This is a genomic window from Flavobacterium sp. RSSB_23 (assembly GCF_051547145.1).
Lineage (GTDB): Bacteria > Bacteroidota > Bacteroidia > Flavobacteriales > Flavobacteriaceae > Flavobacterium.
In genome coordinates, this window is the sequence record NZ_JBPTTO010000002.1 from 349,746 (window position 1) to 370,567 (window position 20,822).

The window sequence follows — 20,822 nt, forward strand, 5'->3', positions numbered from 1 at the left end:
CGTACTTATTTAAGATTTCCTTTTGAAGTTTGTTTTAAAAAAGTGTCTTTTTTAATTAATTATTTGTGTAAAATATACACTTTTTAATAAAAAGCTGGTTTTCTTTTACGAAAATCGTTTTCGTAATTTTTTTAAAAAAAGCTATAACGTTTTCGAGATTTCGTTTCCAAAGCCTTTTAAAATCTATTTATTATAGGGTATTTCTTAATTATTTTGTTTAATTTTACAACTTAGGTACTTATAAAAAGCTTCATAATTATGATTTTAGCTTTCAGAAGTAGGTAGAATTTACAAAAGACAAAATAATAAGTGTTTTTTTGACATTAATTATTTCACTAAAAACAAATAGAAGTTTATATATTTACCAAAAAAAAGAATTATGCTCAACAAGTATAGTGATACCGATAAAATTTTAGTAGCAGTAGATTGTATCATTTTTGGTTTTGATGCCGAAGGGTTAAAGATACTTTTGATCAAAAGAGACTTTGAACCTGAGAAAGGGAAGTGGTCTTTGATAGGGGGGTTTTTAAAAAATGATGAGGTTTTGGATTCAGCAGCCATCCGTATTTTGAATACTTATACAGGACTGAATGATATTTATATGGAGCAATTGTACGCTTATAGCGAAATTGACCGTGATCCTGTTGAGCGAACGATTTCTGTATCGTATTATGCTTTGATCAATATAGAAAATCATAATAAAGAGTTGATTAAAAATTATCATGCTCAATGGTTTAGTATGGCCGAAGCTCCAAAATTAATTTTTGACCACGACAAAATGTTGCGTAATGCCATCCGAAGATTGCGTTATCGTACTTCGATAAAACCTATTGGTTTTGAACTTTTGCCAGAAAAGTTTACGATGCGACAATTGTTAGAATTGTATGAGGCTATTTTGAGTAAAGAACTCGATAAGCGTAATTTTATAAGTAAAATAAATTCGCTTGATATATTGATAAAACTGGATGAAAAAGACATGCAATCTTCACGAAAAGGTTCTTACTTGTATCGTTTTGATAAAGAAAAGTATGAAGAAAAACTCCTGAATGATTTTGTTCTTAACCTATAAAAAAAGCCCTGACAAAAAAACGTCAGGGCTTTTTCAATTAAAACCAAAAATTAAACTTCTATAGTTTCTAGTTTAGCTATTGCCTTTTTGATAATCAGCCAAAAAGGTAGCTAGTCCAATGTCGGTTAAGGGGTGTTTTAATAATCCCTCAATGGCACTCAATGGTCCTGTAATTACATCGGCTCCTGTTTTTGCACAATTTACAATGTGCATTACGTTGCGAACTGAGGCTGCTAAAATTTGAGTTTCAAAGCCGTAGTTGTCATAAATTAATCGGATATCTTCAATTAAAGTCATACCGTCTGTAGAGACATCATCTAAGCGTCCTATGAAAGGAGAAACGTACGTTGCACCAGCTTTTGCCGCTAATAAAGCTTGTCCTGCAGAGAAGACCAAGGTGCAATTGGTCTTTATTCCTTTATTTGTAAAGTATTTTATAGCTTTGATTCCTTCTTTGATCATCGGAATTTTAACTACGATTTGAGGATGCAAAGCGGCTAACTTTTCGCCTTCGGCAACCATACCTTCAAAATCTGTGGCAATAACTTCGGCACTTACATCGCCATCTACTAATTCGCAAATTTTAACATAATGAGCCAAGATGTTTTCCGCTCCTGTAATTCCTTCTTTGGCCATCAATGATGGATTAGTGGTAACCCCATCTAAAATGCCAAGATCGTTGGCTTCTTTAATATCTTTTAGATTGGCAGTATCAATAAAAAATTTCATAATCTTTATTTTTGAGTTGAATAATTTTGTTCTGATAAATAGTTTTTGATTTCGTTAGCAATATTATGGCTTGTGAATCCGAATTTCTCGTCCAATACTTGGGCAGGAGCCGAATAGCCAAAGTGTTCTAAACCAAAGACTTTTCCTCTTGAGCCGACCAATGCTTGAAGATTTACGGGAAGACCAGCGGTTAATCCAAAAGTTAATTGATTGCTTGGAATAATGCTTTCTTGGTATTCGATGGATTGGTTTCTAAAAAGCCCTTCAGAAATGACTGAGGCGACATTGATTTTAAGAGCAGTCTCTTTTTCAAGAATGGTAGCGGCGTCTAGTAGAGTTGCTACTTCTGAACCATTTGCAACCAATGTTATATCGGGTTGGCTTATCTTTTTTACCAAATAGCCTCCTTTTTTGGCTTGACTTGCTGCTGTGTATGCGTCGCCTTGGGTTGGAATACTGCTAATTTCTTGTCGTGATAAAATTAATCCAGTTGGGGTAGTGGTGTTTTGCATCGCCATTTCCCAAGCTACAGATGTTTCTATAGCATCTGCAGGACGTAAGGCTAGAAAACTTTGACGACCTGAATGGTTTTTTATTTTTTCAACTAATCGTATCTGAGCTTCTTGTTCGATAGGTTGATGGGTTGGTCCATCTTCACCAACCCTAAAGGAATCGTGAGTCCAAACATATTTTACAGGTAATTCTTGAATAGCCGATAGTCGAATGGCAGGTTTCATATAATCGGAAAACACAAAAAAAGTTGCTACTACTGGAATCACACCTCCATGCAAAGCCATACCATTTGCGATAGCAGCCATTGTTAATTCGGCTACGCCAGCTTGTAAAAAGGCACCTTTGAAATTATTTTTTTGCAGTACAGTTGTTTTTTTCAAGAAGCCATCCGTTTTATCACTGTTGGATAAATCGGCTGAGGATACAATCATGTTTTCTACCTTTTCTGCTAAATAACTCAGTACTGATGCCGAGGCGTCTCTAGTAGCTGCATTGTTTTTTTGAATGATACTGCCAAAATCAAGTTCAGGTGTTTTTCCTGAAAAGAATGCGTTAAGTTTTTGAGCCAAAGCAGGGTTTTGGTTTTCCCAATTTTTATAGGCTTCTTTTTTTGTAGCGGCTTCTTGTCTTTTTTCGGCAAGGACGGTTTGGTAGTAAGCGTCTACGGCTTCAAATTTTGCAAAAGGATCTTCGGGATTTGCTCCAAGATTTAGTAATGTTTTGGTAAAATCGGCTTTGGTAGCACCAATTGGTTTTCCGTGCAGTTCGCATTCTCCTTCATACATTTCACCTTGGGCTGTTACACAACCTTTCCCCATAATGGTGTTACCAATAATCAGTGTAGGTTTTTCGGTTTGAGCATTGGCAAAGTCTAGTGCTTTTTTGATTTCGATATAATTATGTGCATCGATTGTTAGTACATTCCATCCCCAAGCTTCATATTTTTTGGCGGTATCTTCTGTTGTAACTTCATCAGTCATAGAGGACAGTTGAACATTATTAGAATCATAGAACATAATGAAATTATTCAGGCCTAAGTGTCCAGCAATTCTTCCTGCGCCCTGCGAAATTTCCTCTTGTATGCCACCATCAGTAATGAAACCGTAAATTTTATGATCAAAAAGACCTGTAAATCGTGCTGCTAGGAATTTTGCGGCAATGGCGGCTCCAATTCCCATAACGTGTCCTTGTCCTAGTGGTCCAGAGGTATTTTCTATGCCTCTTTTTACATCAACTTCTGGATGACCAGGTGTAACAGATTCCCATTGTCTAAAATTTTCCAAATCCGATTTTTCGTAGTGGCCTAGTAAATAGTATTGGGCATATAATAAAGCGGAAAGATGACCTGCATCCATAAAAAAGCGATCTCTAAAGATCCATTCCATATCGCTAGGGTCAAACTTTATATATTCAGTATATAAGACGTGCAAAAAATCGGCTCCACCCATAGCTCCTCCTGGATGACCTGATTTGGCCTTTTCGACCATTGCTATCGCTAGTGCTCGAATGTTATCGGCAGCTTTTTTTTCAATATTATGATTCATAGTAAATGATATTAAATTACGTGTCTTTTTTCAACGACAGTTTTTATATAGAATATTCTAAAGGACTTGTTTCGTTGCGTTTAATAATAAGTGTAAAAAATACATTTACAAATGAAGCAAATTTAATTCATATAACCAAGGAAATTATATTTATATTTTTTTATTAGTTTTTATACGGATATGATAATATGGTTGCTTTAAAAATCGTAATTTGATAAAAAAGAAAAAGGACCAAAACAAGTAGGATCCTTTCTTTAAAAATTCAATTCTTTTGGTTTATTCTAAAGCGAACTTCTCAATAGCAATTTACATTTGTTTTCTATTTGGTCTTTTCGCCCTTTCAAAATCATTTCGGCTAAAATTTTACCCATTTGTTCAAAATCAGTGGAGATGGTCGTGATGCCGTTTTCTACGATTTTCTTGAGTGGCGTTTCATTATACGAAATGATTCCGTAGTCTTGACCTATAGTAAGCTGTTGCGATTTTGCCTTTTCAATTACCCTTACCAAATCGCGATCACTTGGAATGACGTAGACTTCACCAGGCGTGATGCTTCGGTGTTTGAACTCTGTAATTACTTCATGCTCAAATCCAAAGTCCTTGCAAAAGTTTAAAAAACCGATTTTCATACCCAGCGGTTCTCTAAATCCAGGGAAGATGATGATGAGTTTTTTGTATTTGTCCAATCTAGATTTTCCTTCCAAAAGGCCATCGTAAATGTTTTGAATAAAGTTTTGATGAATTGAAGGGTAGGAAAATAATTCGGAATTGGTTTGGTCTAATATGTAGACATCATTTACTGGTAGGCTTTTTATAGTGGTATGAGCCTCTTCAAAAGCGGTAGGCATGATAATATATTTTGTGTAGTTGCCATTATTTTCAGCAATGACTTTTTGAAAAAATTGAAAATTAAAATGATGGAAGAAAATGTCAACTTGAACGTTTTTTCCGATGTTTTCTAAAAATGAATTGTACAAATCTTCCTTGAAAATATTCAATTCGTCAAAGAGTAAAAATATTTTTTGTTTGATATTTATTTCTACACTTTTTATGTAATATCCTTTGCCAGGTATAGCAAATACAATACCTCGCTTCTTTAATTCATCATAAGCTTGGAGTACGGTGTCTCGAGATAATTCGTGTGCTAAACACACTTTATTTACCGAAGGCAGTTGATCGCCTTTGACTAATTTTTCCGATTCAATGGCTTTCTCAATCGATTGAATTATTTGTTTGTATTTGGGTACACCTTGGTTGTTTTGGACAGTGATATATTTCATAGTTAGTTAAATTTTTTTGGCAATATACAAAAAAACTGGTAGGTACTGGTATGTAAAATATAATCCTTCGTATAATTTTGGATTTTAATATTTCACAAAAAAAATAGAAAAAATAAACGTTTTTATCACAAAAAATAAAAAAAAATAGGATTATCATTTTTTAGCAACCAAAACTATGATAAACTAATTTTTGATTCAGAAACGGTTCTTTTGATTTTTTGGGAATATTCAAGAAAATAATAACTAACAAAATCAATTTAATGAAAACAAAAAGTTTGAAAACAATGCATTTCAGATTGTTCTTTTTACTGCTCCTTGTTCCGTTTTTTGTTCAGGCACAAAATAAATTGTCTGGAACGGTGGTTGATAATACAACCAAACAACCAATACCTGGAGCGAATCTAGTTGTTAAGGGTTCTAAAGTTAGTACGTCTACTGATTTTTCTGGGGCTTTTCAGCTGTCTAGTGTGAATAAAGGAGATCAAATCGTAGTGTCGTTTGTGGGTTTTAAATCACAAACTGTGATTTATTCTGGACAAAGTTCGCTTACTGTTCTTTTGCAAGAACAAGACAATGAACTTAAGGAGGTAGTAGTGCAAGTAGGATATGGTTCTGTAAAAAGAAAAGATGCAACTGGTTCTGTAACTACTTTGGCTACCAAAGATTTTAACAAAGGGGTAAACGTTTCTACAGAGAACATGCTTACAGGAAGAGTAGCAGGTTTGTCTATCAATTCATCAGGAGCACCTGGTTCGTTATCCGAAATTAGAATTAGAGGGGGAAGTTCGTTATTTGCAAGTAATGATCCATTGATTGTTATTGATGGTTTACCTCTTGAAAACACGACGAACACGGGTTCAGCTTCGTTTTTGGCTTCTTTGAATCCAAGTACAGTTGAGTCGATGACAGTTTTGAAAGATGCTTCGGCAACTGCTATTTACGGTTCACGTGCGTCAAACGGGGTAATTATTATCACGACTAAAAAGGGAAGCAAAACCCTTTCTGTAGACTACAATGTGCAGTTTGGAGCGGGAGAGTTGGTTAATACCGTTGATGTATTGAGCCCAACAGCTTTTAGAAATACCATCGCTCAAGTGCGTCCACAAGATTTAGATAAATTAGGCACGGCCAATACCAACTGGCAAGAGGCAATTTACCGCAATACTGGTTTAGTAGATCAAAATCTAGCGGTTAGAGGAAGTCTTTTCGGTGTGATTCCAACAAGTTTAACTTTAGGAAATACCGATCAACAAGGGTTGCGTATTACCAATGAGTTCAAAAGAAATACGGTAGGTTTGGTTATGAACCCGTCTTTTTTTGAAAATCATTTAAAGGTGAAACTTTCTGCTAATTATGCCAATGAAAGAAACCGTTTTACAGATGCTGTTGAAGGTGCCGCTATTGGTTTTGACCCTACACAACCCATTCGTGTTGACGGCGCTCCTTATGGTGGATTTTTTGAGTATACTTCTGGTGTAGATGCCAACGGAAATTATCCGTTAATCGCTATCGCAGCAAGAAACCCTGTAGCGCAGTTGCTTCAAACGAATGATCGTGGAAAGAGCAATAGACTTTTTGGGAATTTTGAAATCGATTATAAATTTCACTTTTTGCCTTCTTTGAGAGCTGTGGTGAATCTTGGTTTTGATGAATCGAATGGAGAAAGACGACGTTTGGTAGGTGCCAATGCTGGTTCGGCTCCATCCAATAATAATATTCCTTTCGGAACAGATGAGTACTCTGAATCGACTAGAAGAAATAAGTTGATTGATGCTTATTTTGTATATAACAAGAGTTTTAATGATTTTAATGTTGAACTAACAGGCGGACATTCGTATCAAAAATTCGAATCCAATCGATTCGATACCGGTAACATCTTAAACCCAGATCTACCCTCGACTTTCCCTGAAACTACCTTGAATACGGATGTCGTACTGTTAGGCTTTTTTGGAAGATCCAACATTAATTTCAAAAACAAATATTTATTGACTTTGTCTTATCGTAGAGACGGTTCTTCTCGATTTGAAAAAGAAAGCCGTTGGGGGAATTTCCCTTCTGCTGCGTTTGCTTGGAAAGTAAAAGAAGATTTATTTAAAGACAGTAATGTGGTGTCCGATTTGAAATTGCGTTTGAGCTATGGTATTACAGGACAACAAGATATTCCTGATCCAAATGGCTATTTAGAGAAATACGATTTAGGTGGAGGTAATTCACAATACCAATTTGGGAATGCTTATTTCCCAATTGCCTTGCCGAGCAAGCGTACCAAAAACTTAAAATGGGAGGAAACCGTTTCGTACAACGCGGGTCTTGATTTTGGGGTGTTCAACAATGTGATTACAGGTGCGGTAGATGTTTTTTATAAAGAAGCCAAAGATTTATTGGTAAATGCTGCCATTTCTGACGGAAGTAATTTCTCGAACCGTGTATACCAAAACGTGGGTTCTTTTACAACCAAAGGAATTGAGTTTACCTTGAACGCTACTCCAATTAAAACAGAAAATTTCAATTGGAATGTCAATTTCAATGCAGCTAAATTCGAGCGAAGAATCAAAGATTTAGTGTATGGAACAGATATTTATGTAGGCGATAACATTGCTGGAACGGGAACACCAGGTCAGCTTTTTAGAGAAGGATACACGCCGTATTCGTTTTATGTGTACAAACAATTATATGATACCAACGGAAAAGCTATTGAAGGTGCTTTTGCAGATTTGAATGGAGATAACATCAAAAATGATTCAGATCGCTACATCTATAACAACCCAGATCCAGATGTAACTTTAGGTTTTGCTTCTACAATGAATTATAAAGACATTGATTTCTCTTTCAACTTAAGAGCGAGCATTGGCAACCGTATTTTCAACGCAGTAGACGCTTCTAGAGCGCAATATGAGGCAATGGAAAATGGTGGTATTTTAAGCAATGTTCCTTCTTCTATTTTAGATACGAATTTCCAAACTACTTCAAACGTATTGTTGTCTGATATTTATATAGAAGATGCTTCGTACCTCAAAATGGATAACGTAACCTTAGGCTATACTTTTAGAAAAATAATGAACGAAAATACTAGCTTGAGAATGTTTACAGGAGTTCAAAATGTTTTTGTCTTGACAAAATACAGCGGTTTAGACCCTGAGATTACTAATAATGGTGTCGATAAAACCATCTATCCTAGACAACGTACAATTCTATTTGGTCTTAATCTTAAATTTTAATAAATGATGAAGAAATATATAATACTATCCTTTTTAGCTTTGGCTACTTTATTTCAATCGTGTACCGATGATTTGAATGTAGTGTCAGAAGATGACGATGTATTGGCTTCGGATGTTGTCTATAAAGATGCAGCTGGATACAAAAATGCCTTGGCAGGTGTATACGGAAATTTATCGCTTACGAGTACTTGGGGCCCAGATGCTTCTTCGCTTGAAGGAGTAGATGCAGGAACAAGTCAGTTTAGTAGATGTTTGTTGTATTTGCAAGAGCTTACAACCGACGAATTGGTTTGGAGTTATGAAAATGATGGTGGAACAGCCGAATTGCAACGCAATATTTGGACACCAGCCAATCCAATTCTTTTGGGAATGTACTCACGAACTATGGCTTCTGTAGCTTATGCTAATGAATTTTTGCGCCAAAGTACTCCTGAAAAATTGAAATCACGCAACATTACTAGTGCTGAAGATTTGGCAGCAATCGAATTGTACCGAAATGAAGTGAAGGTTTTGCGTGCGTATGCCTACTATAATATGATGGATTTGTTTGGGAAAGCAGCTATGTATACAGAAGCGGATCCTATCAACTTCAAAGGGCCTGAGTTTACAAGACAACAATTGTTTGATTTTGTAGAAACAGAATTAAAAGCTGCACTTCCTAATTTGAAAGCCGCAAGAACCAATGAATACGGACGCGTTGACCAAGGAATGGCAAAAATGATTTTGGCAAAAATTTACTTGAATGCCGAAGTGTATACCAAAACTAAGCGTTACGGAGATTGTATTACCATGTGTAATGACCTTATTGCTGCGGGTTATTCTTTGAAAGCAAATTATTTGGACAACTTCAAAGCTGATAATCATACTTCACCTGAAATGATTTTCACCATTCAGTCTGATGGTGCCAAAACTCAAAACTGGGGAGCTACTACTGTATTGACCAATGGACAAATTGGTGTGTGGGAAAATAATGGAGCTGATTTTGGAATTGGTGGATGGAGTGGAGCCTTGAGAATTAGAAAAGAATTTGCTCAAAAGTTTGATGGTACCAAATTCAACCAAGATACTCGTAAAACAATAGGAACTGGCGTGGCAGGAAGTGCTTCTAAACAAAGAACCATTGATATTGCAGATATTGGAGTTAAAACCCAAGGGTACATTTTGTCTAAATTTTCTAATAAAACGTCTACGGGACAAAATGGGACAAGTTCTACTTATGCCGATACTGATTTTCCATTATTCCGTTTGGCCGATGTATACTTGATGTATGCTGAAGCTACTTTACGCGGAGGAGCTGGCGGAGATGTTACCAAAGCATTAGACTATGTAAATGCACTTAGAAGAAGAGCCAATAACAATACCACTGTTGGTAATATTGTACCTGCTGATTTGACTCTTGATTTTGTTTTAGACGAAAGAGCACGTGAGCTCCACTGGGAAGCACACCGCAGACAAGACTTAATCCGTTTCGGAAAATTCTCTGGCGGTTCTTACAATTGGGCTTGGAAAGGCAATGCTTCTACTGGAGTTTCTATTCCAGCTTTTATGGATTTGTTTCCAATTCCTGCGGGTTCTTTGGGATCAAATAGCAACCTAACTCAAAACCTTGGATACTAAAAAAATAACCACTTTACACTAAAGAAATGAAAAATACATATAAACTATTAGTTGCTTTTGTAGCTATTTTAGGATTTTGGTCCTGTGATAACGAAACTGATTTGATGATTCTTGAACCACAAGAAGCTGATTTTGCTATTATTACTCCAGATGCGGGTTCGAAAGTAATTTTGAACAAAGCTACACCAGATAACACAGCACTTACTTTAACTTGGGAAAAAGTATCTTATGGTACGCCAACTATTGTAACTTATACGGTAGAGTTTGCCAAAAGCGGAACTGATTTTGCTGCACCAGTCGAAATCAATGCAACATCAAATTCTTTCGCTACGATTAAAGTGTCGGAGCTAAACACCAAAGCGTTGGATTTTGGATTAACTCCAGAGGTTGAGGGAACTATTGATATTCGTATCAAATCTACTGTCGGTACTACTGGTTCTCAACCTAAATATTCTAAAGCAATAAGTATTGTAGTAACACCTTACAGAGGCGTTTTCCCTAAAGTGGATTTGTATCAAGTTGGTCCTGCGACAATCGCGGGTTGGGATGTGAATAAAGGGAATATGCCTATTTTTAGAGACACCAAAGACAACGCTAAGTTTTACTACACAGGATACTTCAACGCTGGTGGATTCAAATTAATTGAACAATTAGGTTTCTGGGCACCTTTGTATGGTGTTGATGGAGGCAAAGTAAAATACAGAGCCAATGATAGCGCACCAGACCCAGCCGTTTTTCCTACAGATAAAGCAGGATACTATTATTTTGAATTGAATTTGGAATCATTAACCTATACTTTAGCACCTTACACAGGGCCTATGACTACCTATGCAACAGTAGGAATTGTTGGTGATGCTTTGCCTTCTGGATGGGATGTGAGTGTGCCAATGGTACAATCTACTTTTGATGCCCATATGTGGAAAGTTACTCAAACGCTTACTGATGGAAAAATGAAATTCAGAGCCAACAACAGCTGGGATGTGAATTGGGGAGATAATGGTGGTGATATTATTGTAACAGCAGGTAAATACGATATTTGGTTCAATGATTTAGATGGACGTTACACGTTCATTGTAGCACAGTAATAAATTTTGGTTTTTTTATACTTTTCAATCCTCGGTAGTTTTTGCTATCGGGGATTGTTTTTTTACAGAGGTTTTTAGTTTCTTTTTCCTTACTAAAAAGATCAATTTTAGTATGCTGATTTTTATTCTTCTAATTGTTTTTTGGAAGTTTAAAAAACTGGTAGGTACTGGTATGTTTTTGTTCTTTTTTTCTATACATTTGAATTTCACATTTGATAAAAAATAAGCTCAAATAAAATAAATTTCTCAAATTATGACACTCTCCATCAACAAATCATATGGTATATTGCCTAACGGTGAGGAAGTCCAAGCGGTTCAATTAACCAATAAAAATGGGATGCAAGTTCACGTGATAAGTTATGGAGCTACAGTAACATCTGTAAAAATACCATTGGCAAATCACAAAAAAGTAGATGTGGTTTTGGGATTCGAAACCTTAGAGGATTATATTCAGTCCTTTGAGTTGCCAAGTCCTCCTTATTTTGGGGCAATAATTGGTCGATATGCCGGAAGAATTAAGGGTAGTAGCTTTGACTTAAACGGCCAAGCCGTTAAGTTGAATCCCAATCATGGTGAGCATTTGTTGCATGGTGGAGCCTCTGGTTTTCATCAAAAAAACTGGAAAATAGAGAACGTAAAAAAAGGCATCAACTCAGCAGTTACTTTGTCGTATACAAGTCCCGCTGGCGAAGAAAATTTCCCAGGCGAGTTAACCGTAACGGTTACTTATTGTTTGACAGAATCCAATGAGTTGCTAGTGGAGTACAACGCAACCACTACTGAAGACACTGTGTTGAACTTTACCCATCATAGTTATTTTAATCTAGATGGTCATGAACATACGGTAACGCAACAAGAATTATTCGTTAATGCAGATAGAGTAATAGAGAAAAATCATGAAAATATACCAACTGGTAGGGTTTTGGCTGTAGCCGAAAGTGCCTTCGATTTTTTGGAAGCTAAAAACTGTCCGACGTCTATTGATGATACATTCGTTTTAGGAGATCAAGAAGAAATGGCGGTTTCGCTTTACAGTGCCAAAAACAATTTGCAATTATCGGTTTATACCAATCAACCTGGAGTGCATGTGTATGTAGGAGGCAATTGTTTTGATACCATTTCTGGGAAAGAAGGTGCAAACTATCATCCGTTGAGTGGCATTTGTTTTGAAACACAAAATTTTCCAGACGCACCCAATAACAATCATTTTCCTTCGGCTGTCTTAAAAAAAGGTAAAAATTATTATCACAAAACCATCTATAAATTCCAATCCAAATCAATTTAATTACCTAATTATGAAATCGCCATTAACAACAGGTTTGTTGAAAACAAACACCTATAAATAAAGGCGATAACATATTTGACCTATAAAAAATAAATTTTACAAATATGAAAAAAATCTTCTTAAACATCGTTATTCTCCTAAGTGTTTTGTTACAAACAGCATGCTCTAGCGATAGCGAAAAAAGTGATGGCGGAACCGTTACACCACCTGTAGTAACCAGTGATTTTATCAAAGCGGCTGATATTTCTTTTTTACCAGAAATAGAAGCGGCGGGTGTAGTTTTTACCAACAACGGAAAAACCGAAGACATGTTGACTACATTAAAAAGTGCTGGTTGTAATACCATCCGAATTCGTTTGTGGAAAGATCCTGCCAATGGACATTCTGGATTGACCGAGGTAAAGGCTTTGGCACAGCGTGTAAAACAAGCGGGCTTAAAAGTTTGGTTAACGGTTCACTATTCTGACGATTGGGCAGATCCTGCGGTTCAAACCACTCCAGCTGCTTGGAAAAACTTATCTTTTACCGATTTGAAAGCAGCGGTAGCTTCCTACACCACAACTATTTTGACCGAAATAAATCCAGATATTATTCAAATCGGGAATGAAATCAATAGCGGATTACTTTGGCCTCAAGGGCATTTAATCAATAAAGAAGCGCAATGTATAGATTTGTTAAAAACAGCGAGTGCTACCATTCGAAGCAAAGCGCCAAATACCAAAATTATGATTCACTATGCAGGCGTTTCGGCTACAGATACTAATTGGTTTTTTACTAAAGTAAAAAGTGTTGATTATGATTATATCGGTTTGTCGTACTATCCTATTTGGCACGGGAAAGATTTGGCTACCATAAAAACCACTATCGATGCCTTAGGGAAAAACTTTTCTAAAAAAGTAGTGATTGCAGAAACTGCTTATCCATTTACTTTAGGATTCAATGACTGGACGAATAATATTGTTGGCTTAGATTCACAATTGGTTAGTGGTTATCCAGCTACAGCAGAAGGGCAAAAAAACTTTGTTTTGGCGATTAAAGATTTAGTGAAATCATCTACTTACGGACAAGGTTTTGCGTATTGGGGAGGCGAATGGGTGTCTTTCAAAGGCAACCAAGCTACCAATGGTTCTACTTTCGAAAATCAGGCATTCTATGATTTTTCAAATAAAGCATTGCCCGTTTTACAAGCATTTACCAATTAGTTATGAATACTACAGTTAGCGTTTTTCAAAGAATAGTGCTACTGCTTCTTTTTATAAGTAGTACCACTATCGCTTTGGCACAAAAGAAGAATAAATTGGCTTTCGCCAAAGGAGCCGACGTGAGTTGGTTGCCGCAAATGGAAGCCACTGGTTACCGTTTTTATGATACCGAAGGAAAGGAAAAAGATTGTTTGCAATTACTAAAAGAACGCGGAATGAACACCATTCGTTTGCGTGTGTTTGTCAATCCGAGTCAAGACAAAACTAATGGTCATTGCAGTAAGGAAGAAACGGTAGCTATGGCTTTGCGCGCTCAAAAAGCCAAAATGCGCATTATGATTGATTTTCATTACAGCGATACTTGGGCCGATCCAGCCAAACAAGCCAAACCTGCTGCTTGGGCCAATTTATCATTCGATGCGTTACAGAAAAAAGTTTATGAACATACATTTGATGTGTTGACCGCTTTAAAAAAAGCAGGTGTTACTCCGGAATGGGTTCAGGTGGGGAATGAAATTCCAGGCGGAATGCTTTGGCCTGATGGGAGCACTAACAATTGGGTGCAACTGGCGCAATTGTTGAATAAAGGATGCGAAGCGGCCAAAGCTGTGAATGCCAAAATTAAAGTAATTGTGCACGTAGACGAAGGAAACAACAACGAAAAATTCCGTTGGTTTTTTGATAAAGCTACCGAGCATCAAGTAAAGTATGATGTTATTGGTCTGTCTTACTATCCGTTTTGGATTAAGAAAGACTATTCAGAAACCATAGCCGATTTACAAAACAACCTAAACGATATGGCTTCACGTTATCAGAAAGAGGTAATGGTGGTTGAAGTTGGTGGTGTTGATGAACAAGTACAAAACACCAAAGAACTCCTAGCAGCTACAATCAAAGCCGTAAGAGCTGTTCCCAATAATAAAGGCTTGGGCGTTTTGTATTGGGAACCGCAAGGAGCCAAATCTTGGAGTGGTTATGGCTTGAGTGCTTGGCAACCAGATGGGAAACCCTCGCCAGCTTTGGATGCTTTTAAAGAATAATGAATTGGATTAAAAATGTTACAACATATAAGTTAGATAAGTTTTTGATTTGCTTATAAGTGAAAATATCAGTTCGTTTAAGTAACTACTGTTAGCCTTATAGAGAATGTTTTGAACTTATATTCCCTTTTGAACAGTATTGGGCAAGCTAAATAACTTTCGCTTAAATGACTTAAATGTTTATGAATTGATTAGATAGTAAATAATTATACAGGTTTACAAATGAAAAAAATACCCTCTTTTTTGTTGGTTTTTATAGCCTTCACCGCCATAGCCTTTTCTCAAGCCCGAGTGGTAAAGGTATTGGATACCCATTGGAAATTTCAAAAAGGAAATGTTGAAGACGCTTTCAAAACGAACTTCAACGACTCGAAATGGGAATCGGTTACTGTTCCGCACGACTGGGCAATTTATGGTCCTTTTGACAAAAAAAATGATATGCAAACAGTTGCTATTTCTCAAAATGGCGAAAATACTCCTACTGTAAAAACGGGAAGAACCGGAGCCTTACCTCATATGGGTACGGCGTGGTATCGCAATACTTTTACTTTGCCTAAAGAAGCCAAAGGAAAAAAAGTACTACTACTTTTTGAAGGCGCGATGAGTGAACCTCAAGTGTATTTAAATGGGAAAAAAGTAGGAGAATGGGCGTATGGCTATAGTTATTTTTATTTTGATGTTTCTCAATTCATTCAAGAAGGCGACAATACTTTAGCAGTAAAATTATCCAATAAAGAATTTGCCTCCCGTTGGTATCCTGGAGCGGGTTTGTATCGAAAAGTAAGTGTTATTATTAAGAACAATGAAAGTATTGACCAATGGGGGCAATTTATAACGACACCTTTTATTAGTAATGCCGTTGCCAAAGTCAATATTAAGACCAAAGCCTCCGGCGAAAATACGCGTTTGGTGACCACCATTTTTGATGCCGAAGGACACAAAGTAAGTGCAGAGGAATCTTCTTTACGCTTCGGAAAAGAGTTTGACCAAAATATAAAAGTAGAGAATCCAAAATTGTGGAGCCCAGAAACACCTTATTTGTACAAAGCGGTTGCTCAATTGTATGTTGGCAATGAACTAAAAGATGAGGTTGTCACCCGATTTGGAATCCGTGAAATTAAGTATGAAGCCAATAAAGGATTTAGTCTTAATGGGAAAGTGACCAAATTCAAAGGGGTTTGCTTGCATCACGATTTGGGACCTCTTGGTGCTGCTGTAAACAAAGCGGCTTTGCGTAGACAGTTGACCATTTTAAAAGATATGGGATGCAATGCCATTCGCAGTTCGCACAATATGCCTTCTTTCGAACAATTGGAGTTAGCAGACGAAATGGGCTTTTTGTTTTTGGCAGAGAGTTTCGATGAATGGGTTTTACCAAAAGTAGAAAACGGTTACCATCGCTTTTTTGACGAATATGCTGAAAAAGACATTGTGAATTTGGTACAAGCCACACGAAATCATCCTTCTATTGTGATGTGGAGTTCAGGAAATGAAGTTCCAGATCAGTGGGGAGAAGCAGGTGTAAAACGAGCCAAATGGTTGCAGGAGATTTTTCATAGAGAAGACCCAACACGTCCTGTAACAGTAGGAATGGATCAAGTGAAAGCGACTATGGAGTCTGGTTTTGGAGCTTTGTTGGATATTCCAGGATTGAATTATCGCGTGCATTTGTATGATGAGGCATTCAAAAAATTTCCACAAGGATTTATCTTAGGTTCCGAAACTGCTTCAACGGTGAGTTCTAGAGGGATTTACAAATTTCCTGTCGTACAAGAAAAAATGAAGCAATATCCAGATTTACAATCTTCTTCCTATGATTTAGAGGCCTGTAGTTGGTCAAATGTTCCCGATGAAGATTTTGTACTTCAGGATGATAAACCTTGGGTAATTGGTGAATTCGTTTGGACAGGATTTGATTATTTGGGTGAACCGACACCTTATGATGAAATATGGCCGTCACGTAGTTCTTATTTCGGAATTAACGATTTAGCAGGCTTACCGAAAGACCGTTATTATTTGTACCGAAGCCGTTGGAACACCAAGGCAACTACGCTACACATTTTACCTCATTGGAACTGGGAAGGTCGCGAGGGACAAACAACTCCCGTTTTTGTGTACACTAGTTACAACAGTGCCGAACTTTTTATCAATGGTAAAAGTATGGGCGTACAAACCAAAAACAAAAATACTCCACAAAACCGTTACCGTTTGATGTGGATGGATGTAAAATATGAACCAGGAACGGTAAAGGTTGTAGCTTATGATGACAATGGCAAAGTAGCTGAAGAAAAGGAAATTCAAACGGCAGGTCAACCGTACCAGATTGTTTTGGATGCAGACCGAAAAACCATCACAGCCGATGGCGAGGATATTTCGTTTGTGACGGTTTCTGTAGTGGATAAAAATGGAGTTCCTTGTCCAACAGCCACCAACCAATTAAAATTTAAAGTTTCTGGAGCAGGTACGTATCGCGCCGTCTGTAATGGAGATGCAACTTCACTCGAAATGTTCCATAAAGACACGATGAAATTGTTTAGTGGAAAATTGGTAGTACTTGTGAAATCGAAAACTATCACAGGCGATATTAAATTGGAAGTAACCGGTGATGGGTTGAAGTCGGGTAAATTGACTTTGGAAGCAAAGAAATAAATAGATGAACAAAGGGTATGACTCGTTATCATACTTCAAAAACAAAATTATTGCAAAGACATTAAAGCGAGTTTTTGCGATGCAATACTTTAATAATTTTAAGAATAATGAATGATTCATTAATACAAAAAACGACGGCTTTTTTTCAGGATGCATTTGGTAATGCACCTGAAAAAATAGTGCTTTCTCCAGGAAGAATTAACATCATTGGAGAACATGTAGATTATAACGATGGCTATGTATTGCCTGCTGCTATAGATAAGATTATTTGCTTTGCTTTCGAAAAAAGTAACACGACTACTTCTCGAATCGTGGCTGTCGATTTGAATCAAGAATTCGAAGTCGATTTATCGCAAAACATTCAATTGAGTTCAACCGTTTGGAACAATTACATTTTAGGAGTTTTGAAACAGCTTAAAGACAATGGCTTTGATTTTAGTGGAGTCAATTGTGTATTTAGTAGCAACATTCCAGTAGGTTCTGGATTGTCGTCTTCGGCTGCTTTAGAATGTGGTTTTCTTTTTGGAATACAATCACTTTTCAATTTAGACATTAGCCAACAAAATCGGGCATTGATGAGCCAAAAGGCAGAACATTGGGTGGGAATTAATTGTGGTATTATGGACCAATTTGCTAGTGTGCATGGACTAGAAAATAAGGTTATTAAATTGGATTGCAATACCTTAGAATTTGAGTACCACAACGCTGATTTTAAAGACTATGCTTTGGTGTTGTTCGATAGTAATGTGAAGCATTCTTTGTTCACATCGGCGTATAACAAAAGAAGAGAAGAATGCGAGGAAGGTTTGGCGATTATCAAAGCTAATTTTCCTGAAGTCAAAAGTTTCAGAAATTGTACCGAAGCGCAATTGTTGACTTTGAAAGACAAAATGGATGCTGTTGTTTTTACACGCGTGCATTATGTAGTAAAAGAAATTGCTCGTGTCTCTAAAGCCTGCGAAGCTTTGGATGCTGGAAATATTGAGCTTTTGGGGCAATTACTTTTTGAAACTCACGATGGTCTGTCTAGAGAATACGAAGTAAGCTGTCCCGAGTTGGATTATTTGGTAGAATTGGCCTTAGCCAATGATGCCGTAATAGGCTCTAGATTGATGGGCGGTGGTTTTGGTGGCTGCACCATTACTTTGATTAAGAAAGGAAAAGAAGAAGCCGTTAAACAAAAATTCGCTCAGTTGTACCAAGAAAAATGGAACATTGAGTTGAAAATTTACGATGTTAAAATCGGAAACGGTACATCATTGTATGAACCTGTAGGGTAGATGTTAGCCACGAATGCACGAATAATTTAAAAACTTTTATGACCTTTTAAATCCAAAAATAAAAGCGTCATAAGCTTAAATGACTTATCTGTTTAATACACATTGCGACCCTTGCGGTAACAAACATAAAATGAATAGCATGAAAAATTTTGATATCAACGAAGACCCACATAGACGTTTTAATCCCTTAATCAACGAATGGGTTTTGGTTTCTCCTCACCGTTCCAAAAGACCTTGGCAAGGTCAAAAAGAAAGCATTTCAGGTGCGCAATTGCCAGAGTACGACCCCGAATGTTACTTGTGCCCAGGTAATGTGCGTGCCAATGGCGAAGTGAATCCTGCTTATGATTCTTGTTATGTTTTCGAAAATGATTTTGCTGCGCTAAAACAAGAACCTATTGCTTTTGAAGAAAACAATACGCCTACTTTTTTTAAAGCAAAACCTGAACGAGGAATTTCTAGAGTGGTTTGTTTTTCACCAAGACACGATTTGACTTTACCTCAAATGGAGGTCGAGAATATCGAAAATATTGTAGCGACTTGGCAAAAAGAATACACCACTTTGGGCGCTATAGATTACATTAACCATGTTCAAATTTTTGAAAACAAAGGAAGTGTGATGGGCTGTAGTAATCCCCACCCGCACGGTCAAATTTGGGCACAATCGTCTTTGCCTACGCAGGTTGAAAAAACACATAATAGCTTGAAGCAGTATTACGAACGACAAGGCCGAACCTTATTGCAAGATTATGTTCAAGAAGAATTGAAAGTCCAAGAGCGCATCGTTATCGAGAATGAGCATTTTGTAGCCTTGGTGCCTTTTTGGGCGATTTGGCCTTATGAGACCATGATTGTAAGCAAACGCAACGTGTCTAAAATCACTGAATTTACTTCAGCTGAGGTTACAGATTTTGCTATTATTTTAAAACAATTAACCACCAAATACGATAATCTTTTCGAGACTTCTTTTCCTTATTCTTCGGGAATTCATCAAGCGCCAACAGATGGTCAAGAACATCCAGAATGGCATTTTCATATGCATTTTTATCCGCCGTTGTTGCGCTCAGCTTCGGTAAAGAAGTTTATGGTAGGTTACGAAATGATGGGTGAGTCACAGCGTGATATTACTCCAGAGAAAAGTGCTGAGGTCTTGAGAGGATTGTCAGTAGTTCATTATAAAAACAAATAAGATGCAAATAGTTGTCACAGGAGGTTTAGGATTTATAGGTTCACATACGGTGGTCGAACTACAAAATGTAGGGTATGAGGTAATCGTGATTGATAATTTATCGAATTCGTCTATTGATGTTTTGGGTGGAATTGAAAGAATCACCGGAAAACAGCCTATTTTTGAACAGATTGATTTAAGAGAAAAAGCGGCAGTACAAGCTTTTTTTGCCAAATATACTGAGGTTTCAGGAGTGATTCACTTTGCAGCCTCAAAGGCAGTGGGTGAGAGTGTGCAAAATCCTTTATTGTATTACGAGAACAACATTGCTTCTTTGGTTTATCTTTTGCAAGAATTGCAGAAAAAACCAGAAGCTCATTTTATTTTTAGTTCTTCTTGCACCGTTTATGGTCAAGCCGAAGTGATGCCAATTGCAGAAACTACACCGATTCAAGCTGCGATGTCTCCTTATGGAAATACCAAACAAATTGGAGAAGAAATCATTGCCGATGTGACCAAAGTAAGTGGACTCAATGCTATTTTATTGCGTTACTTCAATCCAATTGGAGCGCATCCTTCTACCGAAATTGGAGAATTACCTATCGGAGTTCCTCAAAATTTAGTCCCTTTTATTACACAAACCGGAATGGGCTTGCGCAAAGAGCTGTCCGTTTATGGCAATGATTATCCTACGGTTGACGGTACATGTGTGCGAGATTACATCCACGTAGTAGATTTGGCCAAGGCGCATGTAGTGGCTTTGCAACGTTTGTTGGATAAGAAAAATGAAATGGCATTAGAGGTATTCAATTTAGGAACAGGTAAAGGAAGTTCTGTACTCGAAGTGATTACGGCTTTTGAAAAAGTGAGTGGGCAAAAGTTGCCGTATACCATCGTACCACGACGTGAAGGCGATGTAACCGAAGCCTATGCCAATACCGAAAAAGCCAATACTGTACTAGGCTGGAAAACAGCAGCAACCCTTGAAGAAGCCATCGATAGTGCTTGGAAATGGGAACAAAAGGTTAGAGGTGGTAAGTAGTTGTTTACTATATATTTAACGAACTATTTTTTTTGCGATGAAAAATTTAACATAATAAAATAAAAAATAAATGTAAAAAACACATTTATAATCAATTGAAA

General features: G+C 37.0%; 14 protein-coding genes. 11 read left to right on the forward strand and 3 right to left on the reverse strand.

What is annotated here, in order from left to right; genetic code table 11:
• The first annotated feature begins 379 nt into the window (after positions 1 to 379).
• Positions 380 to 1,069: an NUDIX hydrolase gene (locus tag ACSVH9_RS05020; protein WP_159688530.1), complete on the forward strand. Its 690-nt coding sequence runs from the start codon at positions 380 to 382 to the stop codon at positions 1,067 to 1,069.
• 72 nt (positions 1,070 to 1,141) lie between these two features.
• On the opposite strand, the gene fsa is transcribed toward ACSVH9_RS05020, so the two are convergent.
• From fsa to ACSVH9_RS05035, 3 genes are all read right to left on the reverse strand, one after another.
• Positions 1,142 to 1,798, reverse strand: coding sequence for a fructose-6-phosphate aldolase (fsa, locus tag ACSVH9_RS05025; RefSeq protein ID WP_159688527.1), 657 nt, complete (start codon positions 1,796 to 1,798; stop codon positions 1,142 to 1,144).
• Between the two features lie 5 nt (positions 1,799 to 1,803).
• A complete protein-coding gene (locus ACSVH9_RS05030; RefSeq protein WP_438062754.1) occupies positions 1,804 to 3,855 on the reverse strand; it encodes a transketolase family protein in 2,052 nt (683 codons plus the stop codon).
• Positions 3,856 to 4,136: 281 nt separating this feature from the next.
• Complete coding sequence (locus ACSVH9_RS05035; protein WP_438062755.1) at positions 4,137 to 5,135, reverse strand: GntR family transcriptional regulator; 999 nt, start codon at positions 5,133 to 5,135, stop codon at positions 4,137 to 4,139.
• 260 nt (positions 5,136 to 5,395) lie between these two features.
• On the opposite strand from ACSVH9_RS05035, the gene ACSVH9_RS05040 reads away from it, so the two are divergent.
• From ACSVH9_RS05040 to galE, 10 genes are all read left to right on the forward strand, one after another.
• Positions 5,396 to 8,353, forward strand: a complete 2,958-nt coding sequence (locus ACSVH9_RS05040; protein ID WP_438062756.1) for a SusC/RagA family TonB-linked outer membrane protein — start codon at positions 5,396 to 5,398, stop codon at positions 8,351 to 8,353.
• A gap of 3 nt (positions 8,354 to 8,356) precedes the next feature.
• Positions 8,357 to 9,970: a RagB/SusD family nutrient uptake outer membrane protein gene (locus tag ACSVH9_RS05045; RefSeq protein WP_438062757.1), complete on the forward strand. Its 1,614-nt coding sequence runs from the start codon at positions 8,357 to 8,359 to the stop codon at positions 9,968 to 9,970.
• 26 nt (positions 9,971 to 9,996) lie between these two features.
• Positions 9,997 to 11,055 carry a SusE domain-containing protein gene (locus ACSVH9_RS05050; protein ID WP_438062758.1) on the forward strand — a complete coding sequence of 353 codons (1,059 nt, stop codon included), beginning with the start codon at positions 9,997 to 9,999 and terminating at the stop codon, positions 11,053 to 11,055.
• 253 nt (positions 11,056 to 11,308) lie between these two features.
• Entirely contained in the window at positions 11,309 to 12,340 is a 1,032-nt protein-coding gene (locus ACSVH9_RS05055) for an aldose epimerase family protein (RefSeq protein WP_438062759.1), read from the forward strand.
• 104 nt (positions 12,341 to 12,444) lie between these two features.
• Positions 12,445 to 13,542 (forward strand): glycoside hydrolase family 53 protein, encoded by a 1,098-nt coding sequence (locus ACSVH9_RS05060; RefSeq protein ID WP_438062760.1) that lies wholly within the window; start codon positions 12,445 to 12,447, stop codon positions 13,540 to 13,542.
• Positions 13,543 to 13,544: 2 nt separating this feature from the next.
• Positions 13,545 to 14,582: a glycoside hydrolase family 53 protein gene (locus ACSVH9_RS05065; protein WP_438062761.1), complete on the forward strand. Its 1,038-nt coding sequence runs from the start codon at positions 13,545 to 13,547 to the stop codon at positions 14,580 to 14,582.
• Positions 14,583 to 14,804: 222 nt separating this feature from the next.
• A complete protein-coding gene (locus ACSVH9_RS05070; protein ID WP_438062762.1) occupies positions 14,805 to 17,231 on the forward strand; it encodes a DUF4982 domain-containing protein in 2,427 nt (808 codons plus the stop codon).
• A gap of 107 nt (positions 17,232 to 17,338) precedes the next feature.
• Entirely contained in the window at positions 17,339 to 18,511 is a 1,173-nt protein-coding gene (gene galK, locus ACSVH9_RS05075; protein WP_438062763.1) for a galactokinase, read from the forward strand.
• A 139-nt stretch (positions 18,512 to 18,650) separates the two neighbouring features.
• A complete protein-coding gene (locus ACSVH9_RS05080; protein ID WP_438062764.1) occupies positions 18,651 to 19,700 on the forward strand; it encodes a UDP-glucose--hexose-1-phosphate uridylyltransferase in 1,050 nt (349 codons plus the stop codon).
• Between the two features lies 1 nt (position 19,701).
• Positions 19,702 to 20,721: a UDP-glucose 4-epimerase GalE gene (gene galE, locus ACSVH9_RS05085; protein WP_438062765.1), complete on the forward strand. Its 1,020-nt coding sequence runs from the start codon at positions 19,702 to 19,704 to the stop codon at positions 20,719 to 20,721.
• Positions 20,722 to 20,822: the final 101 nt, after the last annotated feature.

Bases quoted from the DNA above. Each gene is read 5' to 3' on its own strand.
- ACSVH9_RS05020 (WP_159688530.1), top strand. From the start codon at position 380: ATGCTCAACAAGTATAGTGATACCGATAAAATTTTAGTAGCAGTAGAT.
- fsa (WP_159688527.1), bottom strand. From the start codon at position 1,798: ATGAAATTTTTTATTGATACTGCCAATCTAAAAGATATTAAAGAAGCC.
- ACSVH9_RS05030 (WP_438062754.1), bottom strand. From the start codon at position 3,855: ATGAATCATAATATTGAAAAAAAAGCTGCCGATAACATTCGAGCACTA.
- ACSVH9_RS05035 (WP_438062755.1), bottom strand. From the start codon at position 5,135: ATGAAATATATCACTGTCCAAAACAACCAAGGTGTACCCAAATACAAA.
- ACSVH9_RS05040 (WP_438062756.1), top strand. From the start codon at position 5,396: ATGAAAACAAAAAGTTTGAAAACAATGCATTTCAGATTGTTCTTTTTA.
- ACSVH9_RS05045 (WP_438062757.1), top strand. From the start codon at position 8,357: ATGATGAAGAAATATATAATACTATCCTTTTTAGCTTTGGCTACTTTA.
- ACSVH9_RS05050 (WP_438062758.1), top strand. From the start codon at position 9,997: ATGAAAAATACATATAAACTATTAGTTGCTTTTGTAGCTATTTTAGGA.
- ACSVH9_RS05055 (WP_438062759.1), top strand. From the start codon at position 11,309: ATGACACTCTCCATCAACAAATCATATGGTATATTGCCTAACGGTGAG.
- ACSVH9_RS05060 (WP_438062760.1), top strand. From the start codon at position 12,445: ATGAAAAAAATCTTCTTAAACATCGTTATTCTCCTAAGTGTTTTGTTA.
- ACSVH9_RS05065 (WP_438062761.1), top strand. From the start codon at position 13,545: ATGAATACTACAGTTAGCGTTTTTCAAAGAATAGTGCTACTGCTTCTT.
- ACSVH9_RS05070 (WP_438062762.1), top strand. From the start codon at position 14,805: ATGAAAAAAATACCCTCTTTTTTGTTGGTTTTTATAGCCTTCACCGCC.
- galK (WP_438062763.1), top strand. From the start codon at position 17,339: ATGAATGATTCATTAATACAAAAAACGACGGCTTTTTTTCAGGATGCA.
- ACSVH9_RS05080 (WP_438062764.1), top strand. From the start codon at position 18,651: ATGAAAAATTTTGATATCAACGAAGACCCACATAGACGTTTTAATCCC.
- galE (WP_438062765.1), top strand. From the start codon at position 19,702: ATGCAAATAGTTGTCACAGGAGGTTTAGGATTTATAGGTTCACATACG.